Annotated in this window: 19 protein-coding genes and 3 pseudogenes; 16 read left to right on the top strand and 6 right to left on the bottom strand. The window is 70.2% G+C overall.

Annotated features, from left to right (window positions below; all coding sequences use genetic code 11):
- The first annotated feature begins 42 nt into the window (after positions 1–42).
- The 3 genes from I3F58_RS12490 to I3F58_RS12480 all read left to right on the top strand — a co-directional run bounded on the left by I3F58_RS12490 (position 43) and on the right by I3F58_RS12480 (position 4079).
- Positions 43–786 (top strand): HAD family phosphatase, encoded by a 744-nt coding sequence (locus I3F58_RS12490; RefSeq protein ID WP_240108415.1) that lies wholly within the window; start codon positions 43–45, stop codon positions 784–786.
- Positions 783–3131, top strand: coding sequence for a glycoside hydrolase family 65 protein (locus I3F58_RS12485; RefSeq protein WP_240108414.1), 2349 nt, complete (start codon positions 783–785; stop codon positions 3129–3131). The genes I3F58_RS12490 and I3F58_RS12485 overlap by 4 nt, the downstream gene beginning before the upstream one ends.
- Positions 3132–3374: 243 nt before the next feature.
- Positions 3375–4079, top strand: a complete 705-nt coding sequence (locus I3F58_RS12480) for a YoaK family protein (protein ID WP_240108413.1) — start codon at positions 3375–3377, stop codon at positions 4077–4079.
- 754 nt (positions 4080–4833) lie between these two features.
- On the opposite strand, the gene I3F58_RS12475 is transcribed toward I3F58_RS12480, so the two are convergent.
- Complete coding sequence (locus I3F58_RS12475; RefSeq protein WP_240108412.1) at positions 4834–6858, bottom strand: FUSC family protein; 2025 nt, start codon at positions 6856–6858, stop codon at positions 4834–4836.
- Between the two features lie 485 nt (positions 6859–7343).
- Positions 7344–8522, bottom strand: a complete 1179-nt coding sequence (locus tag I3F58_RS12470; RefSeq protein WP_240108411.1) for a Cmx/CmrA family chloramphenicol efflux MFS transporter — start codon at positions 8520–8522, stop codon at positions 7344–7346.
- 738 nt (positions 8523–9260) lie between these two features.
- On the opposite strand from I3F58_RS12470, the gene I3F58_RS12465 reads away from it, so the two are divergent.
- Together I3F58_RS12465 and I3F58_RS12460 are read left to right on the top strand one after the other, a co-directional pair.
- Positions 9261–10364: a glycosyltransferase family 2 protein gene (locus I3F58_RS12465; RefSeq protein WP_240108410.1), complete on the top strand. Its 1104-nt coding sequence runs from the start codon at positions 9261–9263 to the stop codon at positions 10362–10364.
- Positions 10355–10573, top strand: coding sequence for a hypothetical protein (locus I3F58_RS12460; protein WP_240108409.1), 219 nt, complete (start codon positions 10355–10357; stop codon positions 10571–10573). Before I3F58_RS12465 ends, I3F58_RS12460 begins: the two co-directional genes overlap by 10 nt.
- A gap of 642 nt (positions 10574–11215) precedes the next feature.
- Here the strand turns inward: I3F58_RS12460 and I3F58_RS12455 are convergent.
- Complete coding sequence (locus I3F58_RS12455) at positions 11216–11587, bottom strand: CAP domain-containing protein (protein WP_240108408.1); 372 nt, start codon at positions 11585–11587, stop codon at positions 11216–11218.
- Between the two features lie 881 nt (positions 11588–12468).
- On the bottom strand, positions 12469–12663 hold the full coding sequence (locus I3F58_RS29795; protein ID WP_374207957.1) for a hypothetical protein: 195 nt from the start codon (positions 12661–12663) through the stop codon (positions 12469–12471).
- 278 nt (positions 12664–12941) lie between these two features.
- On the opposite strand from I3F58_RS29795, the gene I3F58_RS12445 reads away from it, so the two are divergent.
- On the top strand, positions 12942–13466 hold the full coding sequence (locus I3F58_RS12445; protein WP_240108407.1) for a hypothetical protein: 525 nt from the start codon (positions 12942–12944) through the stop codon (positions 13464–13466).
- Here I3F58_RS12445 and I3F58_RS12440 read toward each other — a convergent pair.
- Positions 13450–14343: a DUF6615 family protein gene (locus tag I3F58_RS12440; RefSeq protein WP_240108406.1), complete on the bottom strand. Its 894-nt coding sequence runs from the start codon at positions 14341–14343 to the stop codon at positions 13450–13452. The two genes, I3F58_RS12445 and I3F58_RS12440, sit on opposite strands and share 17 nt — an antisense overlap.
- Positions 14344–14678: 335 nt before the next feature.
- Here I3F58_RS12440 and I3F58_RS12435 point away from each other — a divergent pair, with 335 nt between their 5' ends.
- The 6 genes and pseudogenes from I3F58_RS12435 to I3F58_RS12410 all read left to right on the top strand — a co-directional run bounded on the left by I3F58_RS12435 (position 14679) and on the right by I3F58_RS12410 (position 21945).
- Positions 14679–14981 (top strand): hypothetical protein, encoded by a 303-nt coding sequence (locus tag I3F58_RS12435; protein WP_240108405.1) that lies wholly within the window; start codon positions 14679–14681, stop codon positions 14979–14981.
- Between the two features lie 179 nt (positions 14982–15160).
- On the top strand, positions 15161–16387 hold the full coding sequence (locus I3F58_RS12430; protein WP_240108404.1) for a PP2C family protein-serine/threonine phosphatase: 1227 nt from the start codon (positions 15161–15163) through the stop codon (positions 16385–16387).
- Between the two features lie 1020 nt (positions 16388–17407).
- Positions 17408–18316, top strand: a pseudogene (locus I3F58_RS12425) (transposase).
- A 26-nt stretch (positions 18317–18342) separates the two neighbouring features.
- Complete coding sequence (locus I3F58_RS12420) at positions 18343–18900, top strand: hypothetical protein (RefSeq protein ID WP_240108403.1); 558 nt, start codon at positions 18343–18345, stop codon at positions 18898–18900.
- Between the two features lie 175 nt (positions 18901–19075).
- Entirely contained in the window at positions 19076–19681 is a 606-nt protein-coding gene (locus I3F58_RS12415) for a transposase family protein (RefSeq protein WP_240108402.1), read from the top strand.
- An 854-nt stretch (positions 19682–20535) separates the two neighbouring features.
- Positions 20536–21945 carry an NAD-binding protein gene (locus I3F58_RS12410; protein WP_240108401.1) on the top strand — a complete coding sequence of 470 codons (1410 nt, stop codon included), beginning with the start codon at positions 20536–20538 and terminating at the stop codon, positions 21943–21945.
- 53 nt (positions 21946–21998) lie between these two features.
- Here the strand turns inward: I3F58_RS12410 and I3F58_RS12405 are convergent, their stop codons facing one another.
- Positions 21999–22334 (bottom strand): Lrp/AsnC family transcriptional regulator, encoded by a 336-nt coding sequence (locus I3F58_RS12405; RefSeq protein WP_240108428.1) that lies wholly within the window; start codon positions 22332–22334, stop codon positions 21999–22001.
- A 71-nt stretch (positions 22335–22405) separates the two neighbouring features.
- Here I3F58_RS12405 and I3F58_RS12400 point away from each other — a divergent pair, with 71 nt between their 5' ends.
- The 4 genes and pseudogenes from I3F58_RS12400 to I3F58_RS29360 all read left to right on the top strand — a co-directional run bounded on the left by I3F58_RS12400 (position 22406) and on the right by I3F58_RS29360 (position 24182).
- Positions 22406–22951: an alpha/beta hydrolase gene (locus I3F58_RS12400; protein WP_240108400.1), complete on the top strand. Its 546-nt coding sequence runs from the start codon at positions 22406–22408 to the stop codon at positions 22949–22951.
- A 298-nt stretch (positions 22952–23249) separates the two neighbouring features.
- Positions 23250–23420: pseudogene (locus I3F58_RS29790) on the top strand (helicase associated domain-containing protein); the annotation flags it as partial.
- A pseudogene (locus I3F58_RS29785) lies at positions 23384–23581 on the top strand (hypothetical protein); the annotation flags it as partial. The pseudogenes I3F58_RS29790 and I3F58_RS29785, both read left to right, overlap by 37 nt.
- 469 nt (positions 23582–24050) lie before the next feature.
- Positions 24051–24182, top strand: coding sequence for a hypothetical protein (locus I3F58_RS29360; protein ID WP_275678445.1), 132 nt, complete (start codon positions 24051–24053; stop codon positions 24180–24182).
- Positions 24183–24826: the final 644 nt, after the last annotated feature.

Genomic DNA, 24826 nt, shown 5'->3' with positions numbered 1-24826 from the left:
CCTCGGGTTCCCGAAAGGCGCTCCTCTCCTAGGCTCACTCGCATGCTGGGCCTCCCGGATCAGGTGCGTGCCTGCCTCTTCGACCTCGACGGTGTCCTCACCCGTACGGCGAAGGTGCACGCGGCCGCGTGGAAAGAGATGTTCGACGACTATCTGCGTCGCCGCGCGCAAGACGACGGCACACCCTTCGTGCCGTTCGACGCGGTACGCGACTACGACGCGTACGTGGACGGCAGGCCGCGTGCCGACGGGATCCGCACGTTCCTGGCCTCGCGTGGCATCAGCCTCCCGGAGGGCGGACCGGACGACCCGCCCGGCACGGCGACGGTGCACGGCCTCGGCATCCGCAAGAACGACCTGCTGCTGCGGAGAATCCGGGAGGACGGAGTGGAGGCGTACGAGGGCTCGGTGGACTACGTACGGGCAGCCGGAGAGGCCGGGCTGCGGCTTGCGGTGGTCTCGTCGAGCGCGAACTGCCGTGCCGTGCTGGACGCCGCCGGCATCGCCGACCTGTTCGACGAGCGTATCGACGGGACCGTCGCGAAGACGCAGCGCCTGCCGGGCAAACCGGCGCCGGACACCTACCTGGCGGGCGCCCGCGCCCTGGGCGCGGAACCCGGTGCGGCCGCGGTGTTCGAGGACGCCCTGGCCGGGGTCGAGGCAGGCCGGGCAGGAGGCTTCGGCCTTGTCGTGGGGGTGGACAGGACCGGACAGGCCGACGAACTGCGCCGGCACGGTGCCGATGTGGTGGTTCAGGACCTGTCGGAACTGCTGGAGCGCCGGTGATCGAGCACCCCGCGTACACGGTGGAGCCGTGGTGCCTGCGCGAGACCGAGCTCAACCTGTCGGTGCTCGCGCAGAGCGAGTCCGTGTTCGCCCTCGCCAACGGGCACGTCGGCTGGCGCGGCAATCTGGAAGAGGGGCCTCACGGTCTGCCCGGGTCCTACCTCAACGGCGTCCACGAGCTGCAGCCCCTCCCGTACGCCGAGGCCGGATACGGCTACCCCGAGTCCGGTCAGACGATGATCAACGTCACGGACGGCAAGGTCGTCCGGCTCCTCGTGGACGACGAGCCCTTCGACCCGCGTTACGGTGAACTGACCTCGCATCAGAGGGTGCTGGACTTCCGCGGAGGTGTGCTGCGCCGTACCGCGGAATGGACCTCCCCGACCGACCGCAGGGTGCGCATCACCTCCACCCGGCTGGTGTCCTTCACCCAGCGGGCCGTCGCCGCCGTCCACTACGAGGTCGAGCCGCTGGACGGCGCGGCCTCCCTCGTCCTGCAGTCCGAACTGGTCGCCAACGAGCAGTTGCCCGGCGGCGGCGAAGACCCGCGGGCCGCAGCCGCCGCCGTATCGCGGCTGAGCCCCGAGCAGAACTTCGCCCAGGGCACCAGGCTGCGCCTGGTGCACCATACGGAACGCAGCAGGCTGCGGGTCGCGGCGGCCGCCGACCACATCGTCGACGGACCCGAGGGCACCGTCACATCAGCGGAGAGCGAACCGGACGTCAGCCGTCTCACCGTCGCCGCCAAGGTCGCCAAGGGACAGCGCCTGAGACTGGTCAAATTCGTGTCCCACGGCTGGTCCGCGCGGCGCAGCCTGCCCGAGGTGCACGACCAGGTCGACGCGGCCCTGGCCCTGGCGCGCAGTACCGGCTGGGCAGGCCTCCTCGCCGAACAGCGCCGCTACCTGGACGACTTCTGGGCGGGCGCGGACGTCGAGGTACACGGAGACGCCAGGATCCAGCAGGCAGTGCGCTTCGGGCTCTTCCACGTGCTGCAGGCGGCCGCCCGGGGCGAGGAGCGGGCGATCCCGGCCAAGGGCCTGACCGGGACCGGATACGACGGCCACTCCTTCTGGGACATCGAATCGTTCGTCCTGCCCGTGCTGACCTACACCGCACCACAGGCCGTCGCGCCGGTCCTCCGCTGGCGGCACGCGACACTGCCCACGGCGCTCGAGCGCGCCCGCCAACTGGGACTCCAGGGGTCCGCCTTCCCATGGCGGACCATCACGGGTGAGGAGTGCTCCGGCTACTGGCCGGCCGGGACCGCGGCGTTCCACGTGAACGCCGACATCGCCGACGCCGTGCTCAGATATGTCGGGGCCACCGGGGACGAGGAGTTCGAGAAGGGGCCGGGACTCGACCTGCTGGTGCACACGGCCCGTCTGTGGCGGTCACTCGGCCATCACGACACCGAGGGCGTCTTCCACATCGACGGAGTCACCGGACCGGACGAGTACAGCGCCCTCGGGCGCGACAACCTCTACACGAATCTGATGGCGCAGCAGAACCTGCGGGCGGCAGCCGAGACAGCCGTACGCCACCCGCGGCGGGCCCGGGAACTCGGCGTCGACGACGAGGAGGCCGCGTCGTGGCGGGACGCCGCGGACCGGATGGCCGTCCCGTTCAGTGACGTCCTGGGGGTCCACGAGCAGTCGGCCGGGTTCACCCGGCTCGAGTCGTGGGACTTCGACGGGACCGGGCCGGAGAAGTACCCGCTGATGCTGCACTACCCGTACTTCGACCTCTACCGCAAGCAAGTGATCAAGCAGGCGGACCTGGTCCTGGCGATGCAGACACGGCCGGACGCCTTCACCGCGCAGGAGAAGGCGCGCAACTTCGCCTACTACGAGCCGATGACGGTCCGGGACTCCTCCCTGTCGGCCTGCACACAGGCCGTGCTCGCCGCGGAGACCGGCCACCTTCGGCTGGCGTACGCCTACCTGGGCGAGGCAGCCCTGATGGACCTGGAGAACCTGGAGCACAACACCCGCGACGGTCTGCACATCGCCTCACTCGCCGGCACGTGGATCGCTCTGGTCAAGGGCTTCGGCGGCATGCGGCGGCAGGGCACGTCCGTCGCCTTCGCCCCGCGGCTGCCCGAGCAGCTGAGCCGGCTGTGCTTCACCGTCATGCTCCGGCAGCAGGCACTGCGGGTGGAGGTCACCGGCACGGAGGCCCGCTACACGGTCCTGGGCGGACGGCCGCTGGACGTCTTCCACCATGGCGAGCCCGTGGCCCTCACCCCGTCCGAAACCGTGGAGCTGCCGCTCCCTCCCGCACCGTCGCAGCCGGAGCCGCGTCAGCCGCCGGGGCGGGAACCTGCGAGTGCCCGGAAGTCGTGACGGACCGGCGATGACGACATGGCGACCCGTGCACGTGCCCGCCCGGGCAGCGGCCCGGCCGCGTGCCGCGGACGGCCCCTGGCACGTGCCGACGACGGCCTCGCTGACGGTCTGTGGTGATGCCCGGCCATCGGGGCCCCGCAGGGCGACTGCCGTGGGGGAGGGGCGCCCGCCCGGCGGTCCGCTCGGCCCACGGACGTCCGAACGACCACATGGGGAGCGGCGGGTACCGGGACTCGGAGGGTGAAGGCCGGCACGGGAGCCGCACTCAGCGCGGCCATGGTGTCGCTCACCCTGATCACGGGCATCGTGGAGGCCGTCAGCTACCTGGCGCTCGGCCCGGTCTTCACCGCCACGCAGACAGGCAACCTGCTCTTCCTAGGTTTCGCCGCCGGCGGGGCGCAGTTCCTGTCGGTGAAGGCATGTGTGGTCTCGATGGCCGGGTTCTCCGTCGGTGCGGCGCTGGGCGCCCGGTTCGAGTCGGCTGTGGACGTGCGCGGTCACCGCTGGTTCGTGGCGGCACTGCTCGTGGAGGGAGCAGCACTGGCCGTCGCGGGACTGGTGGCGTGGCAGATCGCCGGCGGACCGCTGACGAGCCGCCACTACCTGGTGACGGCCCTGGTCGGAGCAGCCATGGGCATGCGGAACGTGACCGCGATGCGGGTACACAAACCGGATCTGACGACCACGCTCACCACCCGGACCCTGACGGCTCTGGTCAGCAGTCTGCCGTTCGCCCACGAGACGAAGATCCCCTCAGGCCGCGGGCTCGAGCTGCGGCGCGGGGCCTCGATGGCGGCGATGTTCGCGGGCGCCCTGCTGGGCTCCTTGGCGCTCCGCGAAACGGAGAGCCCGGGCACGGTGCTGCTCGTGGCCGCCGCGGCGGTACTGGTGACCGCCGTCTGCTACGCCCTCACCTTGCGCCGCGGCACCGCCGTGCCCGGCTGAAGCCCGGCCCCGGTCCTCCGCCCCGGTGGGCGCGGCGGAGCTCCTGTGCCGAGCACGTCCCGGGCCGCGGCGGCCGGAACGCGCCTCCTCCCGGTCCGCCCGGCCGGAACGCCGTGCCATGACCACGGCCTACGAGTTGCGCACCGCCCGAGGACGCCGGGGCCGTCGAGGTCCTCGACAACACGCGCTCTGCGAGGTTCCGGTGGAGCAGCCCCTCACGAAGGTCTGCCCGGAGGATGAGCCCGTCGGAGGCGAGGACGGCGGGGCGCCCGGCGGCCGTACCGCCGTCGGGGCCGACGGCGGGCCGACTTCGTGGCCGTCTCCTACGGCTTGTGGAATCTCCGCCCCGTCATCGAGGACATCGCGGTCGCACCCGGCCGCCGGGCCGTGAGGTGGCGCGCGCTGGAGGATGCGCCCCCGAATGCGCACACGAGTGTCGGGCCGGGCAGGTCTGGCCGGAGGCCACCGACGTCAACGCTCCGGCCGTCCACGCCTGTCGGCGGGTGGGGTTCGCCCTGTGCGGCCTGGACACGGCCCCCTGCTCAGGCACCGGATCCGAGGGTGAGCAGGCGATCTGCACGAGCATCCCCTGTGTCCGAGAAGTCGGCCTGCGGCGGAACCGCCTACGAGGACGCGGACCAACTCACGGCCGCCACCAGACGGCTGGACGGAGGCACCGGGCGACTGGGTTGATCCGTACGTCCCGTACCGTCCTCGGCCACCCGGGCGTACTGTCGGCTTCGCTCCCGGCGAGTCAGACGGGACGCGTCGGGATCGACGCCGCTATCCGGTCGAGCCGACGGCCGATGCTCGTCAACCAGACGTCGAGGTCGACGAGTACGGGCAGGGGGATGCCGTACCCCGGCTCCGTGGGGACCGGCCGCACACCGTCGGGAGCCGCCCCGCGTTCTCGGCGGACCGCCGCATGGCCTTCCTCGTGACCGCGTACGCCGGCCGCGGGGAGATCGAAGCGCAAGAGCCGGTGCGTCCCTTGCAGTGTCTGGTGGGCGACGATCAGCACGGCATGCCAGTCGGTGGATGTCCCGTCCTCGTCCACGGGAGGTTCGTTGCGGTACTGGGCGTACGCTGCCTCGGCCAGTCGGAGCCGGCGCAGCACCGGCACCGTCGGCAGGGACGAGCGGGACGGCCTGGGCGAGGTCAGCAGCCCGACGGTGGGCGGAACCAGGGTTCCGCAGGCGTGCAGCAGCTCCGCCATCGCGCGGCGGACCTCACGGTGGCCTCCGGCCGGCCAGGCCAGCAGTCCGCACAGCAGACCGATGACACTCCCGGTGACCACGTCCAGAAGGCGCACTTCGGACAGCCGCCAGTTCACCGAGGCGACCTGGGCGAAGACGACGGCGACCAGGAAGGTGAACAAGCCCTGTGCGTAGGCGATCCCCAGGGACGGCCCCAGTGTGAACGCCACCAGCATGGTCGGCACGAGCAGGGCTGCGTAGACGTCCGTGTGCGGCCCCAGCAGGAGAAGCAGGGTGCCGGCAGCAGCGGCACCCGACAGAGTGCCGACCAGCGCCCGCCGGATCGCCCCCCAAGTCGCGCCCACGGTGGTCCGGCCCAGTGTCAGCACCGCCAGCAGCACCCAGAACCCGTGGGCGAGGTCGAGTGAACCTGCCACGAGACGGGCCGCCGCCAGTCCGAGTGCCACACGTGCCGCATTCTGGAACCACACGGAACGACGCGTGAGATTGCCGGCCACACGGCGTGCCCAGAGCCGGTGCGCAGGCAGGTTCGCGTAGTAGAACAGGTCTCCCCAGGCCGACGGCGCGGACCGCCCCCGTTCCGCGATACCGAGTGCCGTGACCGCGACCCACGCGGCCGCGGCGAGTTCGAGGACGGCGGACTGCTTGCGCAGTACGGTGAGGTCCGGCTGCTGCGGCGCGGCCCGGTGAATGCGTTGATCCTGAATACCCTCCGTCGCCGCTTCCAGCGGTGCCGCCGAGGGGACGCTTGTGCCAGCCCGCAGGGCCCCGGCGGCGGACGCGCACGTGTCGGCGATCCGGGAGAGCAGGACATCGCAGGCCGCGTCGGGCTTCGACGCACCCCCACGCCACGCAGGGACCGACAGTTCGGCCAGTCCCTCCAGAAGACGTCGGGTCGCGGAGCCCGCCTGGGCCAGGGCCCGGTCCTTGCGCCCGGGGCCCGTGGGTCGCTCCCCGGGCGCCACCTTCGACAGCCTCAGCCGGTCGCCGCGTTCGCGGATGCTCTCGACGGAGCCGCGGCCCCTCGCGGCAGCGGTCGCCGCTTCGAGTGCGTCGGCCAGGCAGGCGCGATAGGTGCGTTCCGGTACGCCCGGAAGGAGAACAGCACTGCAGGCGGCGAGCAGGAGGACACCCAGGCCCGCCCCGAAGAGCCGGGCGGGCAGGGTCTGCGGGGCGTAGGGCGGGAAACAGGCAAGGATGTAGAACAGTTGGAGGCCGGGTGCGGCTCCCGCGCTGCGAGGGCCCGCGATGGGTGAGAACCCCAGCAGGAACCCGACCACCAGCATGCCTGCCACGGCCGTCCACGTGCTTGCCGCGAGTGTGGTGCCGAGAGCGACGAGAAGCAGGCCGAAGGGCAGCGCGCGCAGGATCACCCCGGCCCGCTGCCGACCGGCTCCGGCGATGGATGACAGCGGTCCCAGCGCGACGGGTGCGAAGAGCGCGTAGAGCGCCGCGACAGGCTGGCCGAATCCGTAAAGACACAGATAGAACCCTCCGCTGGCGGCGGCGGTGGTCTGGACCGCGCGCCGCGGTACGTTCATCCGGGCCAGTTCACGGATCATGCCCGCCCTCCGGCGGTGACACAGCAGCGTGTCACGGCGTCGGCAGGATCAGTGAGGCGGCACACAAGAGGCCCCACTCGCTTGCGGCCGGCGTATTCGCGCCAGGTCTCCCACCATTGTCGGACCGTGGAAGGCGGCCTGCATGTCGGGGTGGCGGCCTCCGCCGAGGGCCATGTCTCTCCCCGCTGCGGACGGCGCGGGGCGGCACGCGATCCGACTCCGCCGAGGCCCCGGTGAGCGGCCCGTATCTGAGGGGCGAACCGGTACTTCGGCGCTGCTCGGCCTCTGCGGTGACAAGGGTCCGCCCGCGGCGGGTCGTCTCACCGGTGCGGACGGCTTCGATGTGGGGGTCGTACCGGTCCTTCGACCTGGACAGTCGGGCGCGGGAGACACCGGCCTCGGCAGCCGCGTGGCTCATCGGACGACGGTAGCACCGTCCGATGAGCCTTCGGCGTCCCCTGGTGTTCATGAGGCGTTCGTGTGTGTCACTGGAGTACCCCGGCACTCCGCCTGGCCGCGACCGCAGTGCGGAGGGGGCACGCGATGAGCAGCGCGACGGCGACCAGGAGCCCGCTTGCCCACAGCGGCCCGAGGTTCCCGGCCGCGGTGTTGAGAGTGGGCCCTGCGATGAGGGGGCCGACGGCGGCGCCGACGTTGAGTGCCGCGGTCGCATAGGAGCCGGCCATGGTGGGGGCTCCCGCGGCCTCGTAGAGGACCCGCGTGATCAGCGTGCCGCCCAGCGCGAACGACAGCGCGCCCTGCACGAACACGAGGGCGAACAGGGCGACCGGCTCGTCGGCCAGCACCGCCAGGGCTGGCCAGCCGAGGAGCAGCAGCGGACCGCCGACCGCGAGGACCAGACCGGGACGCCGGTCGGACAACCGGCCGGCGACGGTGACGCCGAGGAAGGAACCGGCACCGAAGAGCACCAGAACGGCAGAGACCCACAACTCGTCCAGCCCGGCGGTGTCGGTCACCAAGGGGGCGAGGAAGGTGAAGCCTGCGAAGGTGGCCGCGTTCAGCAGTGCGCCGAGCAGCATGACCAGGGCCAGCCGCAGTCTGGTGAGCTGGGCGAGTTCCGCTCGCAGGGTCGGCCCGCCGGTCACCTCCGGTGTCACACGTACTGTGGGGATCCCCGTCAGGATGCCGAGAGCTGCGGGCAGGCAGAGAGCGGCGACAGCCCAGAAGGCGGCCCGCCAGCCGAACAGGGTGCCGAGTACCGACCCCCCGGGGACTCCGGCGATCGTGGCCAACGTCGTGCCCGACAGCAGCACAGCCAGCGCACGTCCCTTCCTGTCGGCAGGGACCAGCGTGGCGGCAGCCGCCAGGGCGACGGAGAGGAACCCGGCGTTCGCGAGCGCGGCGATGACCCGGGTGGCGAACAGGACCGGGAAGCTGGTGGTGAGGGCGCCCACGGCGTGAGCTGCTGCGAAGGCGAGGACGAACCCCAGAAGGCTTGAACGCGTGGGCCAGTTGCGGGCGAGGGCGGCCACCAGAGGGGCGCTGATGATCATGCCGATCGCGAAGGCCGAGGTGAGTACGCCTGCCGTCCCGACGGTGACGTCGAACTCTGAGGCGAGGTCCGGCAACAGGCCGGCGAGCATGAACTCCGAGGTGCCCATGGCGAAGACCGCCAGGGCGAGCAGGTACAGCGGGAGGGGCATCGAGTGGCTCCGAGGTGAGGAGAGGCACGAGAAGGTCATCTCGTCACCGCGGCCAGCCCCAGGGGCACCCGCGCCCCACCGCAGAATGCGGCGCGACGACAGGCTACGAGCTCAGGCGTTCATGGGGCTGACGGCGTGACCGAAAGCCCCCGCCCTGTCTGACTCAGGACTCGACATGGCCCGCACGCTACCCGGCCGATGCCCGTCGAGGCACCTCGGTTACACCGGAGTTGGCCTCTGTCACCGACGGCATGTCCCGCAACAGGCAGGAGTCACCGCTGCGAAAGCCCAGCGGTGAGACCAGGGCTGCTCGGGCGGCTTGTGCTGCCGTGCCGAGGCTGAGGCGCCTCGAAGCGCTGGACAGCAGCCCCGTCTCCGCGCTCGACGCCCTCGCGACAGCCCCCGACGGCTGCGGACGGAACTCAAGTCCGTCAGCGGCGTGGAGACTTGGCGAGGGCAAAGTTCTTCAGTGGTTACCGGGCCGTACACCCAGATTGGTCTAGACCTTACTTGATCGTGTGTGATCATGGAGGCCGCCCAGCGAACCAGGTACACAGCGTCGTGTGCTGGACACTTCGATCCACGCTCGACTGGAGAACTCACATGGTTGAGACAGGGATTGCTCGATTCGGTCCCGAAAACATGCCCGTCCCCATCTTGGCCGCTTCTGGGACTTCCAGAGCGGCCATCGCGTCCAGACCCTCCCGGCCCGACTCCGGTTCCACAGCTCCGGGAACGTTGCCGAACGCGCATCGCGAAGCTCTCCACGACACCGTCGTCGTGATTCCCGCCCGCGACGAGGAGGCCGAGATCCTCGGCTCGCTGGAGTCCCTCGCCGCACAGACCCACCGCCCCGACCTGGTCCTGGTCGTCGTCAACAACTCGACCGACGGCACACAAAGGGTGGCCCAGGAGTTCGCCACCCGCCCCGGCGTCCCCCCGACGCGGGTACTGTCCCTTCCACACAACCCCCACAAGAAGGCCGGGGCGCTCAACCACGGTCTGACGCGGCTCGCCGAACAGGCCGGTTCCCTGGAGCAGGCCGCCCGCTTCGTCCTGGTGATGGACGCCGACACCAGCCTCCACCCCGAGTTCCTCGCCCGGGCCCGACTGGTCATGGACGCCGATCCCGGGCTCGGCGGCGTCAGCGCGACCTGCTACGGCAGAGGGGGACTGTGGAGGTCGACCTGGCAGCGCTATCTGGCCGGGATGCAGATCATCGAGTACGGGCGGTACGCCCACACACGCGCCCGCAGCGGCGTGCACACCATGGCCGGGGCGGGCTCGTTCTACCGCACGGCGGCGCTCCAGCAGCTCGTCGACGCGCGCGGCGAGGTGTTCTGGCAGCACAGCGGCAATCTGGTGGAGGACTACGAGACCACGCTGGCCCTGAAGGAGTCCGGGTGGCGGGTGACCGCCAACCAGTACTGCGTGGCGTACACGGACCTGATGCCCCGGCTGCGGGACCTGGTCCGCCAGCGGGAGCGCTGGGTCCGCGGCACCCTCGACATCATGCGGCAGCGCGGATGGACACGGCACACCCGGCTGTCCATCGTGCAGTACGTTCTCGGTCTGCTGGGCTTCGCCTACAGCCTGGGCTGGATCGCGGTGTGGGCGGGTCAGTCGCTCCAGCAGGGCAGTCCGGCGGGCGATCCGCTCTGGCTGGCCATCCTGCTGGTCTGGTCGCTGTTCTCCGCGCTCAGAGTGGCGCCGCTCGGCTGGAAGGCGATGCTCGTCTGTGCCTTGCTCCTGCCCGAGCTGGTGTTCCAGCTCATCCGCACCTACTGGATGGGGACTTCCCTCTGGCGCTCCTACACCTCCGGGACGCCGACATGGGCGTGATGCGCACCCTGTCCGAGCTGAGTCCCGCGGGACTCGCGTTCCTGGGTATCAGCCTCGCCATCCTCACCTTCAGCGTCGGCTGCTATCTGGCCTCCTTCCCACGCCGACGGCGGGATGCGCGTGCCGTCCACGAGAGCCCGCACAGACGCACCCCTGCCGCCCTGGCCCGCAACGGGCCGCCCTCACCCCGCACCCCAGCGGGTACCTGAGGCCCGGATCCCGCTGTGAGTTGTGGACGGGGGCCTTGGGCTGCAGTACCCCAGGTCCGACGAGAATCCTGCAACTCTACCGAGAATTCTCGTATCCGTACTGCCCGACGCGCCGGGAAGAGGCTGTCAGCGGTCGATGACGGCCCAGCGGGGGCAGCCGCCGTCCCCTCGGTCGGTGTCCGTGCCGCATGCGGCTCCGGACGTGAGGAGACTGTGCAGCGCGTGTCGTCGGCCGCTACGGGGCCGGACCGGAGTGACCGGACGAGGACCACGATGAGCCGGTCCCAGTGGTGGTTGGCCAGGTGGCCGCCGACCCGGCGGCCGCCGTCGACGACGGCGGCCCGCATCATCCCTCCGTCCGAGCCCGCAGTGTTCACGTGTGCCGAGCCGGGCCGTCGGGCCGCTGGTCAGCCGGCGCACTGCTGTGCTGCTGAAGACGGCCGCCTTGATCGGTGGCGGTTCTCGGAGTGCTGGCGTTCCTCGTCAGGGGGCGACGCGACCGCCGCTCTTCGCGGGGCCTCTCCGGGGCGGGCGCCGGCACTCCTGGCTTCGTGGGAAGGGCCGGGTCCGTCACGGCCTGGACGGGCACGGCACCGTCCAGGCCGTACACGATTCCGAAGCCGGGCTGCCGGCCGCGTCGTGTCAGCGGGCGTCGGAGAAGTTGTGCACTCCCCACCAGCCGGAGTCGTCGTGGTAGATCCCCACGCCGACCTCAGTGAACGACGTACTGGTCTGGCCCTTGTAGTGGCCTGGGCTGTGACGCCACATGGCCTGGAACTTCTCCGCCGCCTCCTGGGCGGTCATCGACTCATCGCTCCACCAGACGATGTTCTCGCCGATCCAGGTGCGGCCACCGGTCACGAGGTACGCCGTGTCCGAGTCGCTGGAGTGGCCGAACCCGGAGGTGCGCATGTGCTGGGCCCACTTGCGGGCGAAGTCGCTCAGGTCTGTCCGCAGGGTCAGCGGGGGCAGGCCGACTGTTGCCCGCTCGGCGTTGAGGAGCCTGAGCGACATCGCTTCCGCCTCGCTCGTGCTCTGCGATGTCGTACGGGGGCCGGGAAGAGTGGGGTCGGGGCCGACCGGGCCGTCTTTCGGCGACGGGGCCTTCGTCGTGGTCGGAGTCGCGGGGCGAGGGGAACGCGTCGCGGTGGCGCGGCTGCGTGCCGGGGAGGACACGGTGTCCGGGGATGTCGACGTGGCCGCGGAGGGAGATGACGGCCGGGCCGACGGGGAGACGGAGGGGCTGGCGGACGGGGACGACGACGGGGACACGGACGGGCTGGCGGACGGGGACGATGTTCCGGCCAGGGCGCTGGGAACAGCGGAGCCGGCGGCTGCGGCAGGGGGAGTCGCGGTGGCCGTGCCGACCGTGTCCGGGTCCGGGTCCGGGCCGGTCAGGGTGACAGCGCCTGCCGCTATTCCCGCGACCAGCGCGGCGCCTGACAGGACCACACCCGTTCGTGTTCCTTGCCCTGTAAGCCGGTGCCAGCGCTTCTCCCGGCGGTGCCCGCGCCGGCGCTCCCCACCCGCCGCATCCGTGCGGGGTGACGGTTCGTTGCGTGTGTGCATCACGTTTGCTCCGTTGTTGTCTGAACCTGTCGGTCCGATGTCCGACAGGAGGGAGACCTGGGACGCCCGCCCCGACAACGGTTTTGTGGAAGATCCGCTTTCCGCGTGCTGGTCCACAGCGGTCCGACGCGGTGACGAGCGGCTCTCCCTCGCAGCCACCCTGATGCTGAGGCGGGCCGTGGCGGTCGCCTCACGCTGCCGAGGAGGCCCGCACGTCGTCCTATGTGCCGTCGCGACGACGTCAGCGACGATGAACCCGCCCCACACCACGGTCGTAGCGTCCAACGATGTCGCGAACCGGGTCCGTCGGCTGCCAGGAGTGGTCGTCAATGTGCCCAGGCCCACATCAGGGGCGACGCGAGGGTGACGGCTGCCGTGTCGGACCGGGTGGTCCTGTCGTAGCGGGTGGCGGTGCCTCGCCACTGCCTGAGGCGGTTGAAGCGCCCTTCAACGATGTTGCGGTGTTGGTGGACCTGCTTGTCGAAGGCCGACGGGCGGCCGCCGAGGCTGCCCTGCAGCACCAGCCACGACGCACCGATGCCGACGCACTGGCGTCTGCAGCCTCAGCCCGACGGCGGCTGTGCTACGCAGGTCTTCTGACCGGGCGTGCCCGTCAGCCTCCCTGGACCGAGCCCGTCGTCGCCTTGGACACGCAGTCCTCCGGAGACGGCTGGCTCTTCGAGGACTCCGATCGGCCAACGGAGCACCTCACCTGCCGCGCACTGGCCGAACTCGCCTTCACCGCCATCGCACACTCCGACCACGGGGAAGCCGCGGTCCTGGCTCTGCAGGCTGCCGAATGTTGCCGGCGGACGCACTCGCGGTGATGGCGCTGCGACATGAGGAGGCCGGGCTGACCGCTGAGGCGTCCGGTCTGGCTCACCACGCCGCAGCCGATGGCGCCCCCGCATGCCTGAGTCGTCTTGCGATGCTGCGAGAAGAGCGGGCCCTGCTCGACCAGGCAGAACACTACGCGCGAGCCGCCGCCGAGTACGGGCTCACCGGGACACTGGTCGGCCTCGCAGTACGCCGCGAAGCAGCCGGTGACCGAGAAGAGGCCCGAGATGTCTGGGACGCCGCCGCTGCCTGTGGGCATCCCGAAGCCTTCGCCGGCATCGCCCGTTTCCAGTACGAAGCTCACGACATCGACGGAGGGGCGCGAACCGCTCGCGAAGCGCTCGACCGGGGAGATGCCGCCCACCTCCATCACCGCATGGAACCCCTGTGGGCACGGCTGTGGCCGCACGGCATTGAACCGGACGGTACTCCCACCGCCGAACCGACCGGGACCCACTCCCTGCAGAAACCTAATCTGAGGCCGTGAGGTCGACGAGTATGGCCCCGGCCGCACGTTCGTCAGGCGGCTCGGTGACGGCGCCTTCGATCATGGCCCGCACTCTGTCTGGCAAAGGAGAGAGCGGCTGCTCCAGAGTTTCGCCGATGCCTCGGTAGATCGGCATGCCCAGCACCTCGTCCTCAGCGCGCTGGTAGTCCGGGTCCGGTACGTCGGGTGTCGCCATCGTGCCGCCTTCACCTGCTTCCTCAGACTCGTCCCAGGGTCCGTATCGGGCGGCAGCCCCATAGCGGTCCCGGTTCTTCGACCAGCGGACCTCGGCACGGATGGCGGCGCGTAGGTCGTGCAGCCCTCGTTGATGAAGGTGTTTGGCCGCCGTATGGGCCATGTGAAGCCCGGTCTGCTCGCCGCGGGGACCGTCACAGAGAAGGCGATGCCACGGAACGCTGCGGTCCCGGACGTAGGCTGCTTTCACGGGACGGCTACGCAGGACGGCGTGGACGGTCAACGCCGAGACGAGCGTGCAGCCCAACTGCCTCTGCTCGCCGGGCCCGTGACGGCAAGCAGTCACCTGTCCGAGTGGAGATGCCGCCACCCAGTTGCGGTGGTTGTACAGGACATAGGCGGGAAAGCAGCCGACGGCCTGCGCGTCCTGGACCAGCAGCTCACTTTGGCGGGCACCGGTCCGACGGACGACGTGCTCAAGCTCGTAGCCTCCGCCGCGCTTCGCGCGCTTGGCCTGGACCCGCATCCCGAAGCCGTGGCCGCCCGAATGGAACCACCATTCCCAGTCGGCTCCATTGAGGGCTTCTTCGCTTCGCTGGAACTCGCGGATCACCACGCGGTCGCTGTGCAAGCGGTAGATGTCCTGCAGGTTGAACTTGGTATACGCCTCTTCGTCCGGCACCGGCCCACGGAAATGGTCGTCAGCCAGACGCTCGAAGGTCCTCGTCGCGCAGGAACGGAGCGTTCGGCACAGTGACCCAGCCGATGGGGAAACGCCATGGCGCGCTTCGTCAGAACAGCGAAGCTCAATCCCGCAGTGCGGGCAGAAGGCGAAGTGCCCGGCGATGTCTCCGCCACAGCCACACAACAAGGTGCAGACCTCTCCCCACGTACGATCACGTGCAAGGATATCGGCAAACGGTGATCTCTGATGCCCCTTGCCTTACGCAAGGGCGCCTGCGTGGCCCGGCAGGGCGGCGCAGGAGGGGGCACCACGCCGGCAGCACGTTCCTCCCGGTGAAGAAGGAGCCGGGCGCGATGGAGCGGTGGGCCACCGGCAGCCGACCCCGTACAGCAGCGCCGTGCAGCAGGCGAACACCCGTTCGCCGCACGGCGCCGCTCGTTGCAGGGCGGGCCCTGCTGCACGAGCGGCACCGGATGATCGCCGCGCCCGCCGGGCAGGCCGTAGGGTTCACCCGGCAGGCCGCGCAGGTCCACCCGTTGAGCGCGATCGTCCGCCACGAGGCCGAGCAGGTTCCGCACGCCGTGACCGACGATCCTGAGGTCACCGACCGGTGGGCCAGAGGCACGGAGCACTGACGAGACTCGCCCCTCAGGGACGGTGCACCTCTGCCTGAAGATCATTTCCCGCGCTGTGCCGGCCGTTTCCCCGCGGCCCAGGCCGACGGCTCACCGCAGGGATGGCGGCGGCCCGCGCCTGATCCGTCCAGCTCTTATCGTGGAGGTCAAGGACGGCACCGAGCACTGGGCAGGCAGTCATGGCGGAGTCGGGAATCAACTACGAGGCGGTGTTCCGGGAGCTGCCCGGCATGGTGGCCCTGCTGACGCCCGAGCTGGTGTACGCGGACGTGAACGAGGAGTTCATGCGCCAATCCGGCCGTACTCGGCAGCAGCTGGTGGGCCGGTACCTGTTCGACGTGTTCCCGGACAATCCCGGAGATCCCGCCGCGACCGGCGCGCGGAATCTGAAGGCATCACTCAGGAGGGTGCTGACCACCGGTGAGCGGGACACGATGGCGCTGCAGCGCTATGACGTGGAGTCGCCGGAGCGCCCCGGTGAGTGGGAGGAGCGGTACTGGAGCCCGGTCAATGCTCCCATCATCGGCACGGACGGCCGGGTGGAGCTGCTGGTGCACAGGGTCGAGGAAGTCACCGAGCTGATCAGGGCCCGGGGCGGGCCGGAGGGCAGCCGGGCTCGTGTCCTGGAGGCCGAGCTGTACACCCGGGCCCGGGAGCTGCAGGAAGTCAACGAACGGCTGCGTGAGGCCCATGCCCGGGAACGCGAGGTCGCTCTCGCCCTGCAGGAGGCCATGCTCCCCGCCCCCGGGCCCGTGGGGCACCACCGGGCCGCTGTGCGCTACCGGCCCGCGGTCGGCTCCCTGAACGTGTGCGGCGACTGGTACGACCTCGTCGACCTGCCCGGTGACCGCATCGGGATCGCCGTCGGCGACGTCGTCGGCCACGGCCTGCAAGCTGCCGGTGTCATGGGCCTGCTCCGCAGCGCTCTCTCGGCCGCCTCCCGTGTCGCCGCCGGCCCCGCGCAGGCCCTGGAAGTCCTCGGTCTGTACGCCCGTTCCATCGAGGGCGCCGAGAACACCACCGCGGTGGAGACCTACGTCGACTGGGACACCAACACCCTCACCTACAGCAGCGCCGGCCACCCCCCACCGGCCCTGCTCCGTATCGACGGCAGCGTCGAGTTCCTCGACCAGGCCACCGATCCGCCGCTCGGTGCCCGCCCCGAGCACGGCGCCCGCCCCCAGGCCACCGCCGCGTTCACCGAGGGCGACACCCTCGTCCTCTACACCGACGGCCTGATCGAGCGCCGCCGTGAGGACATCGACACCGGTCTCTCCCGCCTCGCCGACGCTCTCAGCCGCCATCGTGCGGCCGACCCCGAACGCCTTGCCGACATCCTTCTGTACGAGCTGCTCCCGACCGGAGGCGCCATGGACGACACCGCCCTCGTCATCGTCCGGCTCTGAGGAATCACCGGGGTCGGTGGAGTCGGGTGCGTCCGGCGGAGATCTGGTGGAGGAGGCGCCGCTGACGGGCAGGGGCCGCGGCCGAGCCACCGGGCGACGCCGCGGTGGAGGCGCAGCGCAGCGGTGCAACCGAGGACGACCTGGCCCGGCTGCACCCGGGTGCGGTCGGATGCGGATCGGTCGGCACGCTCGTCGTCGAAGCCCTGGTCCGCACCGGTATCCAGCGCCTGAGCCTGTTTCGACTTCGACACTGTTGAGGAGTTCAACCTCGACCGGCTCCTCTACGCCACCCTCTGTGACGTACGCCTGCACCGGGCCAAGGCCCACCTCGCCGCCCGGGGTGCCCGCCGCGCGGCCACCGCCACGAACTTCCGGGCGGCGCCGTACGAGCTGACCGTGGCCGAACCGGACGGGTGCGCTGCCGCGGCCGACTGCGATGTGATTCTCCTGCGCCGACCGCCCCTGGCCCCGAGCCGTCCTGGGCCAGCACGCCCCCGCCCACGTCCAAGACGCACGCGACGGTTCCCTCGACCATCCCGCCTACATCACCGGCCTGCCCGCCGACCATCCGCCGCGCCGCAAGGAGAACGTCTTCGCCTTCTCCACCAGCGCCGCGGCAGCGCAGCTGAACCAGTCAGTTCGTCACCATGACGACCGCGCCGGGCTGCGTCGCCGACACCGGCGCCCACTTCCCCGTCCGCATGCGCGGCGGCCCGACCGCCCTCCTCGCCAGCGTTCCCCCTGTTCCTCTGATCCTCACCACGCCCGGTGCCGCACACCGTGTGGGGGACCGCGCCAGGGGGCTGCGGGACTGGGATCAGATCACCCTGGAGTGCCCGAGGGAGGCGTGGTCACGGTCACGGGCTGCCCGCCGTCCGTGGTCCTGGCGCCCGGGAGAGCAACGCCCAGGACTTGTGGATCGGCTCGCGGGAGAACGCACGAGGGGCGTAACTTCCCGAGTGATCGATTGATGGTCACCGAGTAGGCCCGCGTTGCACCGCGGGTTGGGAAGGCATGCCCGTGCTCAGCGCGGTCAACAACGACGGCACCACCGAGACCGGATCCCTGATGGACGAGATCGTCCGCGAGGGTGCCCGGCGGATGCTCGCTGCGGCCCTGGAGGCCGAAGTCAACCAGTACATTGCCGAGTTGGCTGGTGAACGGGATGAGGCTGGCCGCCGTCTGGTGGTGCGCGACGGCCATCACCGCGAGCGGACGGTGACCACTGCCGCCGGGACGGTCGCGGTGAAGGCGCCCCGCGTGAACGACAAGCGCGTCGATGTGGACACCGGTGAGCGCAAGCGGTTCTCCTCGAAGATCCCCGCGCCGTGGTGCCGCAAGTCCCCGAAGATCAGCGAGGTACTTCCTTTACCCTGCCTCCACGGACTGTCCTGCGGGGATTTCGTGCCCGCGATGGAGCGGCAGGCCAGGCACCAGAGGTGCTGGGTTCACAAGGTCCGCAATGTCGTGAACGCGCTACCGAAGTCGGCTCGGCCCGGCGCGAAGAAGGCCCTGCAGGAGATCTACAACGCAGAGGACCGCGACCACGCAGAGAAGGCGCGCGACCACGCAGAGAAGGCGATCAAGGGTTTCGAGCGCACCTACGGAGCGAAGTGGCCGAAAGTGGCCAAGAAGGTCACCGATGAGGCCGACGAGCTCCTCGCGTTCTACGACTTCCCCGCCGAGCGCTGGGTGCACCTGCGCACGACAAATCCTCGAGTCCACTTACAGTACCGTGAAGCTGAGGACCAAGGTCACCCGCGGGGCCGGCAGCCCGGCCGCGGCCCTGGCGATGGTCTTCAGCTCGTCGAGTCCGCCCGGGCCCGCTGGCGCGCGTTCACCGCCCCCCATCTGGTCGCCCTCGCCCGCAACGGCGCCCGCTTCAAGAACGTTCACCTCGTCAAACACCCCGAGGTCCTGGCCTCTTGACCCCGACCAACCGCAAGGAGGAGCTGATGGCCTTCGATGTCATCTGCCTGATCACTGAATGGGCGCCCGCCGTCGCGGCCTGCCGGGAGTCTCGCGGCATCAATTTCTACTGGAACGCACCTGAGAACCCAAACGGTGACGATCTGCCATTCGCAACCGAGCGAAACTACCGCGGTTTCGATTTCATCGAAGCCAGCTTCTACTACGAGATCCTGCGTGACCAGTTGCCAACTCTGCCGCGTAACAAAGCCGACGCTTTTCTCGGCTGCGTCCTCATGGACTTCGGACAGGACTGTCCCGAACTGCCCGAGGATCTTGCCGACGATGTCGGAATCGAACTCCCCTGCGACGAAATATACTACTCGATGCGTCCGGCAACGGTGCGGACGGTGCTCGAACGCATGAGGGCGGTGCCATGGGCCGAGATCGAACAAGCCGCCCATGACGCGGACATGCCGTCACCTATTCGCAAGTACGACATCCGTGACATCGAGCATTTTCTCTTCATCATAGAAATGCACCAGCGCTGGCTGGACGAAGCGGCCAGAACGGGACGTGGGCTGATCGTCCTTCGCAGTCAATGACCGGCAAGAGAGCTGAGCCAGTGAGGTTTTCCCAGCGAGACGATCTCTGTGGGGCCAGGGCGATCGGTGGGCGTCGCTGGCGAGCGGCTGCGGCCCCTGGGTTGCGGAAAGACATGAAGTTCCTGGTAGGGCAGGTCTCTCTCACAAGATCGTCCGCTGGACCAGAGGCTTCACGTTGGTCACCCATGTTGCCACGCTCGACGTCCCGCGCCACCTGGTGGAGTACCTCGCCCGCCTGCTGGCCGCCCACCGACGCCGGATCGGCACCCCGAAGGGCTCGCGGGCTCTGGGGCCGTTCCGTCAGGCGGTGCTGGTGCTCCGCTGGTTCCGCGACCGCGGGTGCGTGCACTGCCTGGCGCGCGACGCCGGCGTTTCCCAGGCCACCGGCTACCGCTACCTCCACGAGGGCATCGACGTCCTCGCCGACCAGGCGCCCGGCCTGCACGAGGTCCTGAACCGCTGTCGGCGCGAAGGCGTGACACACGTCATCCTCGACGGCACTCTGATCGAGTCCGACCGCCTGGCCCGCGTCCGCGACCACGGCAACGACCTGTGGTTCTCCCAGAAGCACAAGGCATTCGGCGGCAACTTCCAGTTCCTGTCCGCCCCGGACGGCACCCCCCTGTGGGTCTCGGACGCCGAGCCAGGGTCCACGCCCGACATCACCGCCGCCCGCATCCACGCCCTTCCAGTCCTGTACAGGACGGCAGCGGACGGCGGTCAGGGGAGCGCGGCGCCGACGGGCTCCGGTCGGCGTTCCGCCGGGTTGATGTCACAGTGACCGTCACCGGCCGCCGTCGAGTGCCGACTCGCGGCACGGCGGGTGGCCTTGCCGGCAGGGAAGAAGGGACTCCGCACCCCTCGGCGGGACACAGCCGTGCCCTGGGCGGCCGGCGCGAGGCCGGCTTCGGTGTGAGGCCCGGCCTCCACCGCCCTTGAGCATCTGTCTGACGAGGTGGCCTGACCGTGTGGCGTATGTCCATGGCGCCGAGCACAGCTCGCTCCTACCTTGTGGGCACACGCAGTTGCCTGCACCGAGCGACCCTCGGCGCTCGCCGCCGCAGCGGCAGGTCCCGCCCTGGCTCACAGCTGCCCCCGGCATCCTGCCGCACGTGGTCCGGTGGGCCGGGCGGCCGTCATGACGACAGGGCGAGAGGCCGCAGCCCCTTCTGCCCTTCCGGGTGGACCGCCTGCGGTCCGGCAGACCCGTGGTTCCCAGTCCGCCTCCCCCCGGCTGTTCCTGCCCGGGTGAATGCGTGCTGCGGTTCTGATCCCCGCCGGCACGATCCGAGCCGGGCGCACACACGTCGATTGAGAGTTGGGACATGAGCATTGCAGGCAGGGCCGGTCCGCGCGCCGACAGCCTCGGCCCCCGGCCGATCACAGGTCACCGTGACGGCGGGCCCGTGTGCTCCGTGGAGAAACCGGAAACCACAGACCGGGCCCGCCTCGTCCTGGCAGCCCACGATGACGCCGACAGCGATGATGGATCGGCCCTCGGCGACGTCCCGGGCAGCGCCTACGGCGGCTCGCGCCCTGGTCCGGATGTCCCCGAGTGTCATTGTGGGCAGCCGATGACCCGCTGCACCGGCTGTCGAACTCTCCGTTGCCTCGTCTGCGATCCCTACCGTTCTGATGACTGCACATCCGGCCTCTGAGCACCCCCGCACTTCCGCCTCCGCCGAGCGGTGCACACCCGACGCGGTCGGTGTTCCGCTCTCCGGGAACGGAACACCGGAGCGGTACTTCGTCGTGATCGGCAGTGACGTGGCGCGCAGGGTCTGCGGCTCCCTGCAGTCGGCAGGACACCGCGTGCGCCACTTCGCCCAGCCCACGGACGAGGATCTCCGCCAGGCACTGGACCGGCGGGTGGCAGGTGTCGCGATCCTGCTCGACGACGACGTCGCGTCCCTGCGCTACGCGCTCGCAGTAGCGCACATCCGCCCCAACGTCACACTCGTGGTGACGATCTTCGACCGGACCGTCGCCGAACAACTCGTACGCGTGGTTCCCAACTGTCAGGTCACCTCGCCGGCCGATGTCGCCGCTCCGGTCCTCCTGGCAGCCTGCCTTGAGCCCGATCTGCTCGCACTCACCCGTACACCCAGTGGGCACGCCGGTGCTCGCTGGGACGGGAAGAGCGTGAGCCTCCAGCCGTACCGGCCACCGCGCTCCCTGAGGTACCGTGCCTGGCTGGGGAGGGTCCGGGGGCAGCTTCGACCACACGACGGCAGTTCGAGGATCATGCTCATGGGTCTGGCGGGTCTGCTCGCCGTACTGCTGTCGGACTGGGCCTGGCTGGTGACCCGCCACCACCGGCCACCCGTCGAGGCGTTCTTCGAAGCAGCGCGAACCGTAGCCGCCGTCGGCCCCGCACTCGCCCACGGCTCGCACTCGTATCTGGTCTTCAACGGCCTCGCGATGCTCATCACCATCGTGTTCACCGCCGTCTTCACAGCAGGTGTGGTCGATCGCCTGCTCGCCCCGCGCTCAGTCGGCATCGTGGGCACACGGACCCTGCCCCGAGCAGGCCACGTGGTCGTGGTCGGACTGGGGCAGGTGGGACTGCGGCTGTGTACCCGGTTGCAGGCCCTGGGCATCGCCGTGGTCGCGGTAGAGCGGGACCCGACGGCCCCGAACCTCCGTCTGGCGAAAGCGATGGGTCTGCCGGTCGTCGTCGCCGATGCGACGGACAGGTTCGTGCTGCGCAGACTCGGCCTGCACAAGGCTCAGGCGATGGCGGCTGTGGCATCGGTCGATCTGGACAACGTCGCTGTGGCGGTGACGGCCCTGGCAGTCGCGCCTGAACTGCGCGTGGTCATGCGCGCGGGGGACCACGAGGCCATCGCCGAGACACGTTCGCTGTTCAAGATCGGTCTCGTCCATGACCTCGGCGGCCTGAGTGCCGCGTACACCACCGCGAGCCTGACGGGGCTGCGGCCGCGCGGTGTGCTGACACATGGCAAACGGCTTCTGGTAGAGCGTGCGGACGGGACGTTCGTACCCTGGCCGACGGCGGACCGGTGCGATCACTCACAGGAGTGAGATACCGACGTTGATATCGACGCCCGTGTATCCGGGCCTTCACCCGGCTGGCATCAGGGTGGTCCATGACATGTCCGTTTCTCTGATGAGGCCGGAGCTGAAGCTTCCCCATGATCTCGGACACTCGATATGACCGCGTGAATGTTCAGACCGAGGGCCGCCGGGTCGACCACGGCTCGGTGGCTGGTGATGACGGCGTTCTTCTCCAGACGTTGGATGCGCGCGCTGGCCGCGGGCTGTGAGAGTCCGACGCGGCGCCCTACCTCTGCGCCGGTCGACCGGCCGTCGGTCTGAGCCGGGCGAGGATGTCTCGGTCTATCCGGTCGAGTGGGTCCATTGCTGTCCGCGCCATCTTCTTTGAGATCACTTGCGTCACTGCCGTTGCGCAGATGTATCCGGCAGAATCTGCGCCAGGTGCTCCCGTGAACGTAGGGAGCGACGAGCGAAACGGTGGTGGGCAGTGGCCGCGTACGTCATCATCCCCGGTATCGACGGCTCGGACGGGCAACACTGGCAGACCTTGTGGGAACGGCAGTGGGACACCTCAGCTGTGAGGATCTCCCCTGCCTCGTGGTCCGCACCCGATCTGGATGACTGGGTCGACGCTGTGCAGGAGGCGTACGACGACGTTTCCCAGCAGGACAGCCACGTTGTGCTGGTGGCCCACAGCCTGGGCTGCTGGGCGGCGTCCGCCTGGCTGAACAAGAACCCCTCAAGTGCGATCGGCGGAGCATTCCTGGTCGCGCCGCCCGACCCGCACGGGCCGTCGTTCCCACGCCAGGCGGCCGCGACGTTCATAGAGGTGTCGGCACAGCCGTTGCCGTGCCCGGCTCTGGTCGTGGGCAGCACCGACGATCCGTACTGCACCCCCGGGGCAGCAGCCGGGTTCGCGGCACGGTGGGAGGCACGATGGCACCTGGCGGGCGCGTGCGGACACATCAACTCCGCCAGCGGACTGGGCTCCTGGCAGAACGGCCAAGAACTCCTGGACTCGCTGACCCAGTAGTGATCAACCCACACATGGGACGTATACCCGCCCGGCCGCGCCCTGCGCTTGGACCTCTCCGGCAGGACCGCCTCGCTGATCGTCCCTGTCTGCGTTCCACCCGGCGCCGACGGCGAGGACATCCTGGGCACCGCCTACGAGCCGGTGCGCGATCGCCGGCGCGCCGGGCGGCCACGACCACCGCATCCTCGAGCGTCTTCCGGACAAGACCAACCGCCTGCCGAAGGAGACCAGCGATGTCATCGCCTGCCGCTGGCACTTCGACTTCACCGTCCACCCCGAACGCATCGCCCAGGCGATGGACCTGGTCTCCTTCGGCCCCCGAGACCCGGCCGTCTCCCGCACCCGCCGCCTGGGGCTCGCCGCCGCCCGCTCCTACCGCGACCAGTACGGCCACCTCGACGTCCCCGCCGACTACACCGATCCCACCGGCTGCACCCTCGGCACCTTCATCACCACCACGCACGACGCGGTGAAGACAGGCCGCCTCGGATCCGACTGGATGGCCGAACTCGACGCCCTGGGCATGATCTGGGACAAGCACGACGCGGCCTGGCTGCCGCAGCCGACTACCACCGCCTGCACGGTCACCTCGCTGCCCCCGCCACCACCCACGTCGGCGCCTGGCTCGCCGAACAACGCCTCCTCGCCGCCAAGAACCAGCTTGATCAGGCCCGCGCGGACGCCATGGCCCACCCCCACCCCTGGCCAGCAGCTGATCACCGACCTCGGCCTCACTCCCGGCGCCACCCCCCTCGCCCCCACCCGTCGCGCCCGCCGCACCTTCGAGGAGACCGTCCAGCTCCTGGAGCTCTTCCCGCACCGCGAAGGCCGCGCCCCGGCCGCCCGCGAGACGATCCGCGTCGACGGCGACACGTCGAGATCGGCGCCTGGCTTGCCAAGGCCCGTACCAAGCACCGTTCCGCCGGCTTCACCATGATCACGTACGCCTGGTCGCCGCTCTGTCCGAGGGGGGAATGGACGGCCGAGGACGCCGTTCCGGCCGCCCTGGTGCAGGTCGTGTTCCGGGCCGGTGCTGCCGGGGTCCCTGAGTATCCAGGGCGGCGGGTCGGTGGCCCTTCGTCGGGTGTCGCGCAGGGTGGTCGTTGCAGCGGGCGAGGGCGAGGGCGAGTGCGTCTTGCGGGTCGTCGGCGCGGAAGGAGACGCGGCGCAGCAGGCGCACGTTGTCGAGTGCGACGCCTTCGCGGGCGAGGACGAAGAAGGAGGGTGAGGAGGGCGGAGCGGGCGTTGCCGTCGTCGAAGGGGTGTAAGAAGCAGACGTCGAGGAGGTCACCGGCCGACTCCGGGGCGGTTTCGGGCCGGGCTCCGCACCGAAACCTTTGCGGTCTTCGGTGCGTGGGCTCTGGTCGCGCGCCCGGTGCTGCTGTTCGATGGCACTGCCCCTGGCTCCGGGCCCGACCGCCCGGCGGGTGAACTGCGGCACTGCGACCGGCCGGGGTGCCCACACCCACTTCCCACGTTCCGACGAAAGAACCGTGTCCACTCATGAAGTACCGTACGACGTCAGTCGACATGGCGCCGCGTCGGCCGAGGCCGAGGCGACTGCGCAGGGTGACGGGGCGGTGATCGGTCTCGTGCTGATCGCCACCGCGGGATGCGGCGTGACCGGCGACGGTCCGGAGTCCCCTTCCCTGGGGCAGGACGAGGGACAACTGCCCTCCTCGCTGACAGTTCAGCGGCTTCTGCGGCCTACCTGTCCCGCCCCGGCCGTCTGCCAGGATGGCGGCCCCGCCCCGACGAGTCCTGGCAGTGCGGCACGCTCGCCGTTCCCCTGGACTGCACACGGCTGGAAGGCGAGACGGCCGGCACGGCGTTGATGCGCACCGGGGCGGCGGACCGTCGGCCGCCCCGGTG

Source organism: Streptomyces sp. MUM 203J (assembly GCF_022414595.1).
GTDB lineage: Bacteria > Actinomycetota > Actinomycetes > Streptomycetales > Streptomycetaceae > Streptomyces.
Note: the sequence above shows the minus strand (reverse complement) of the source record. Positions and strands in the feature narration are given on the sequence as shown.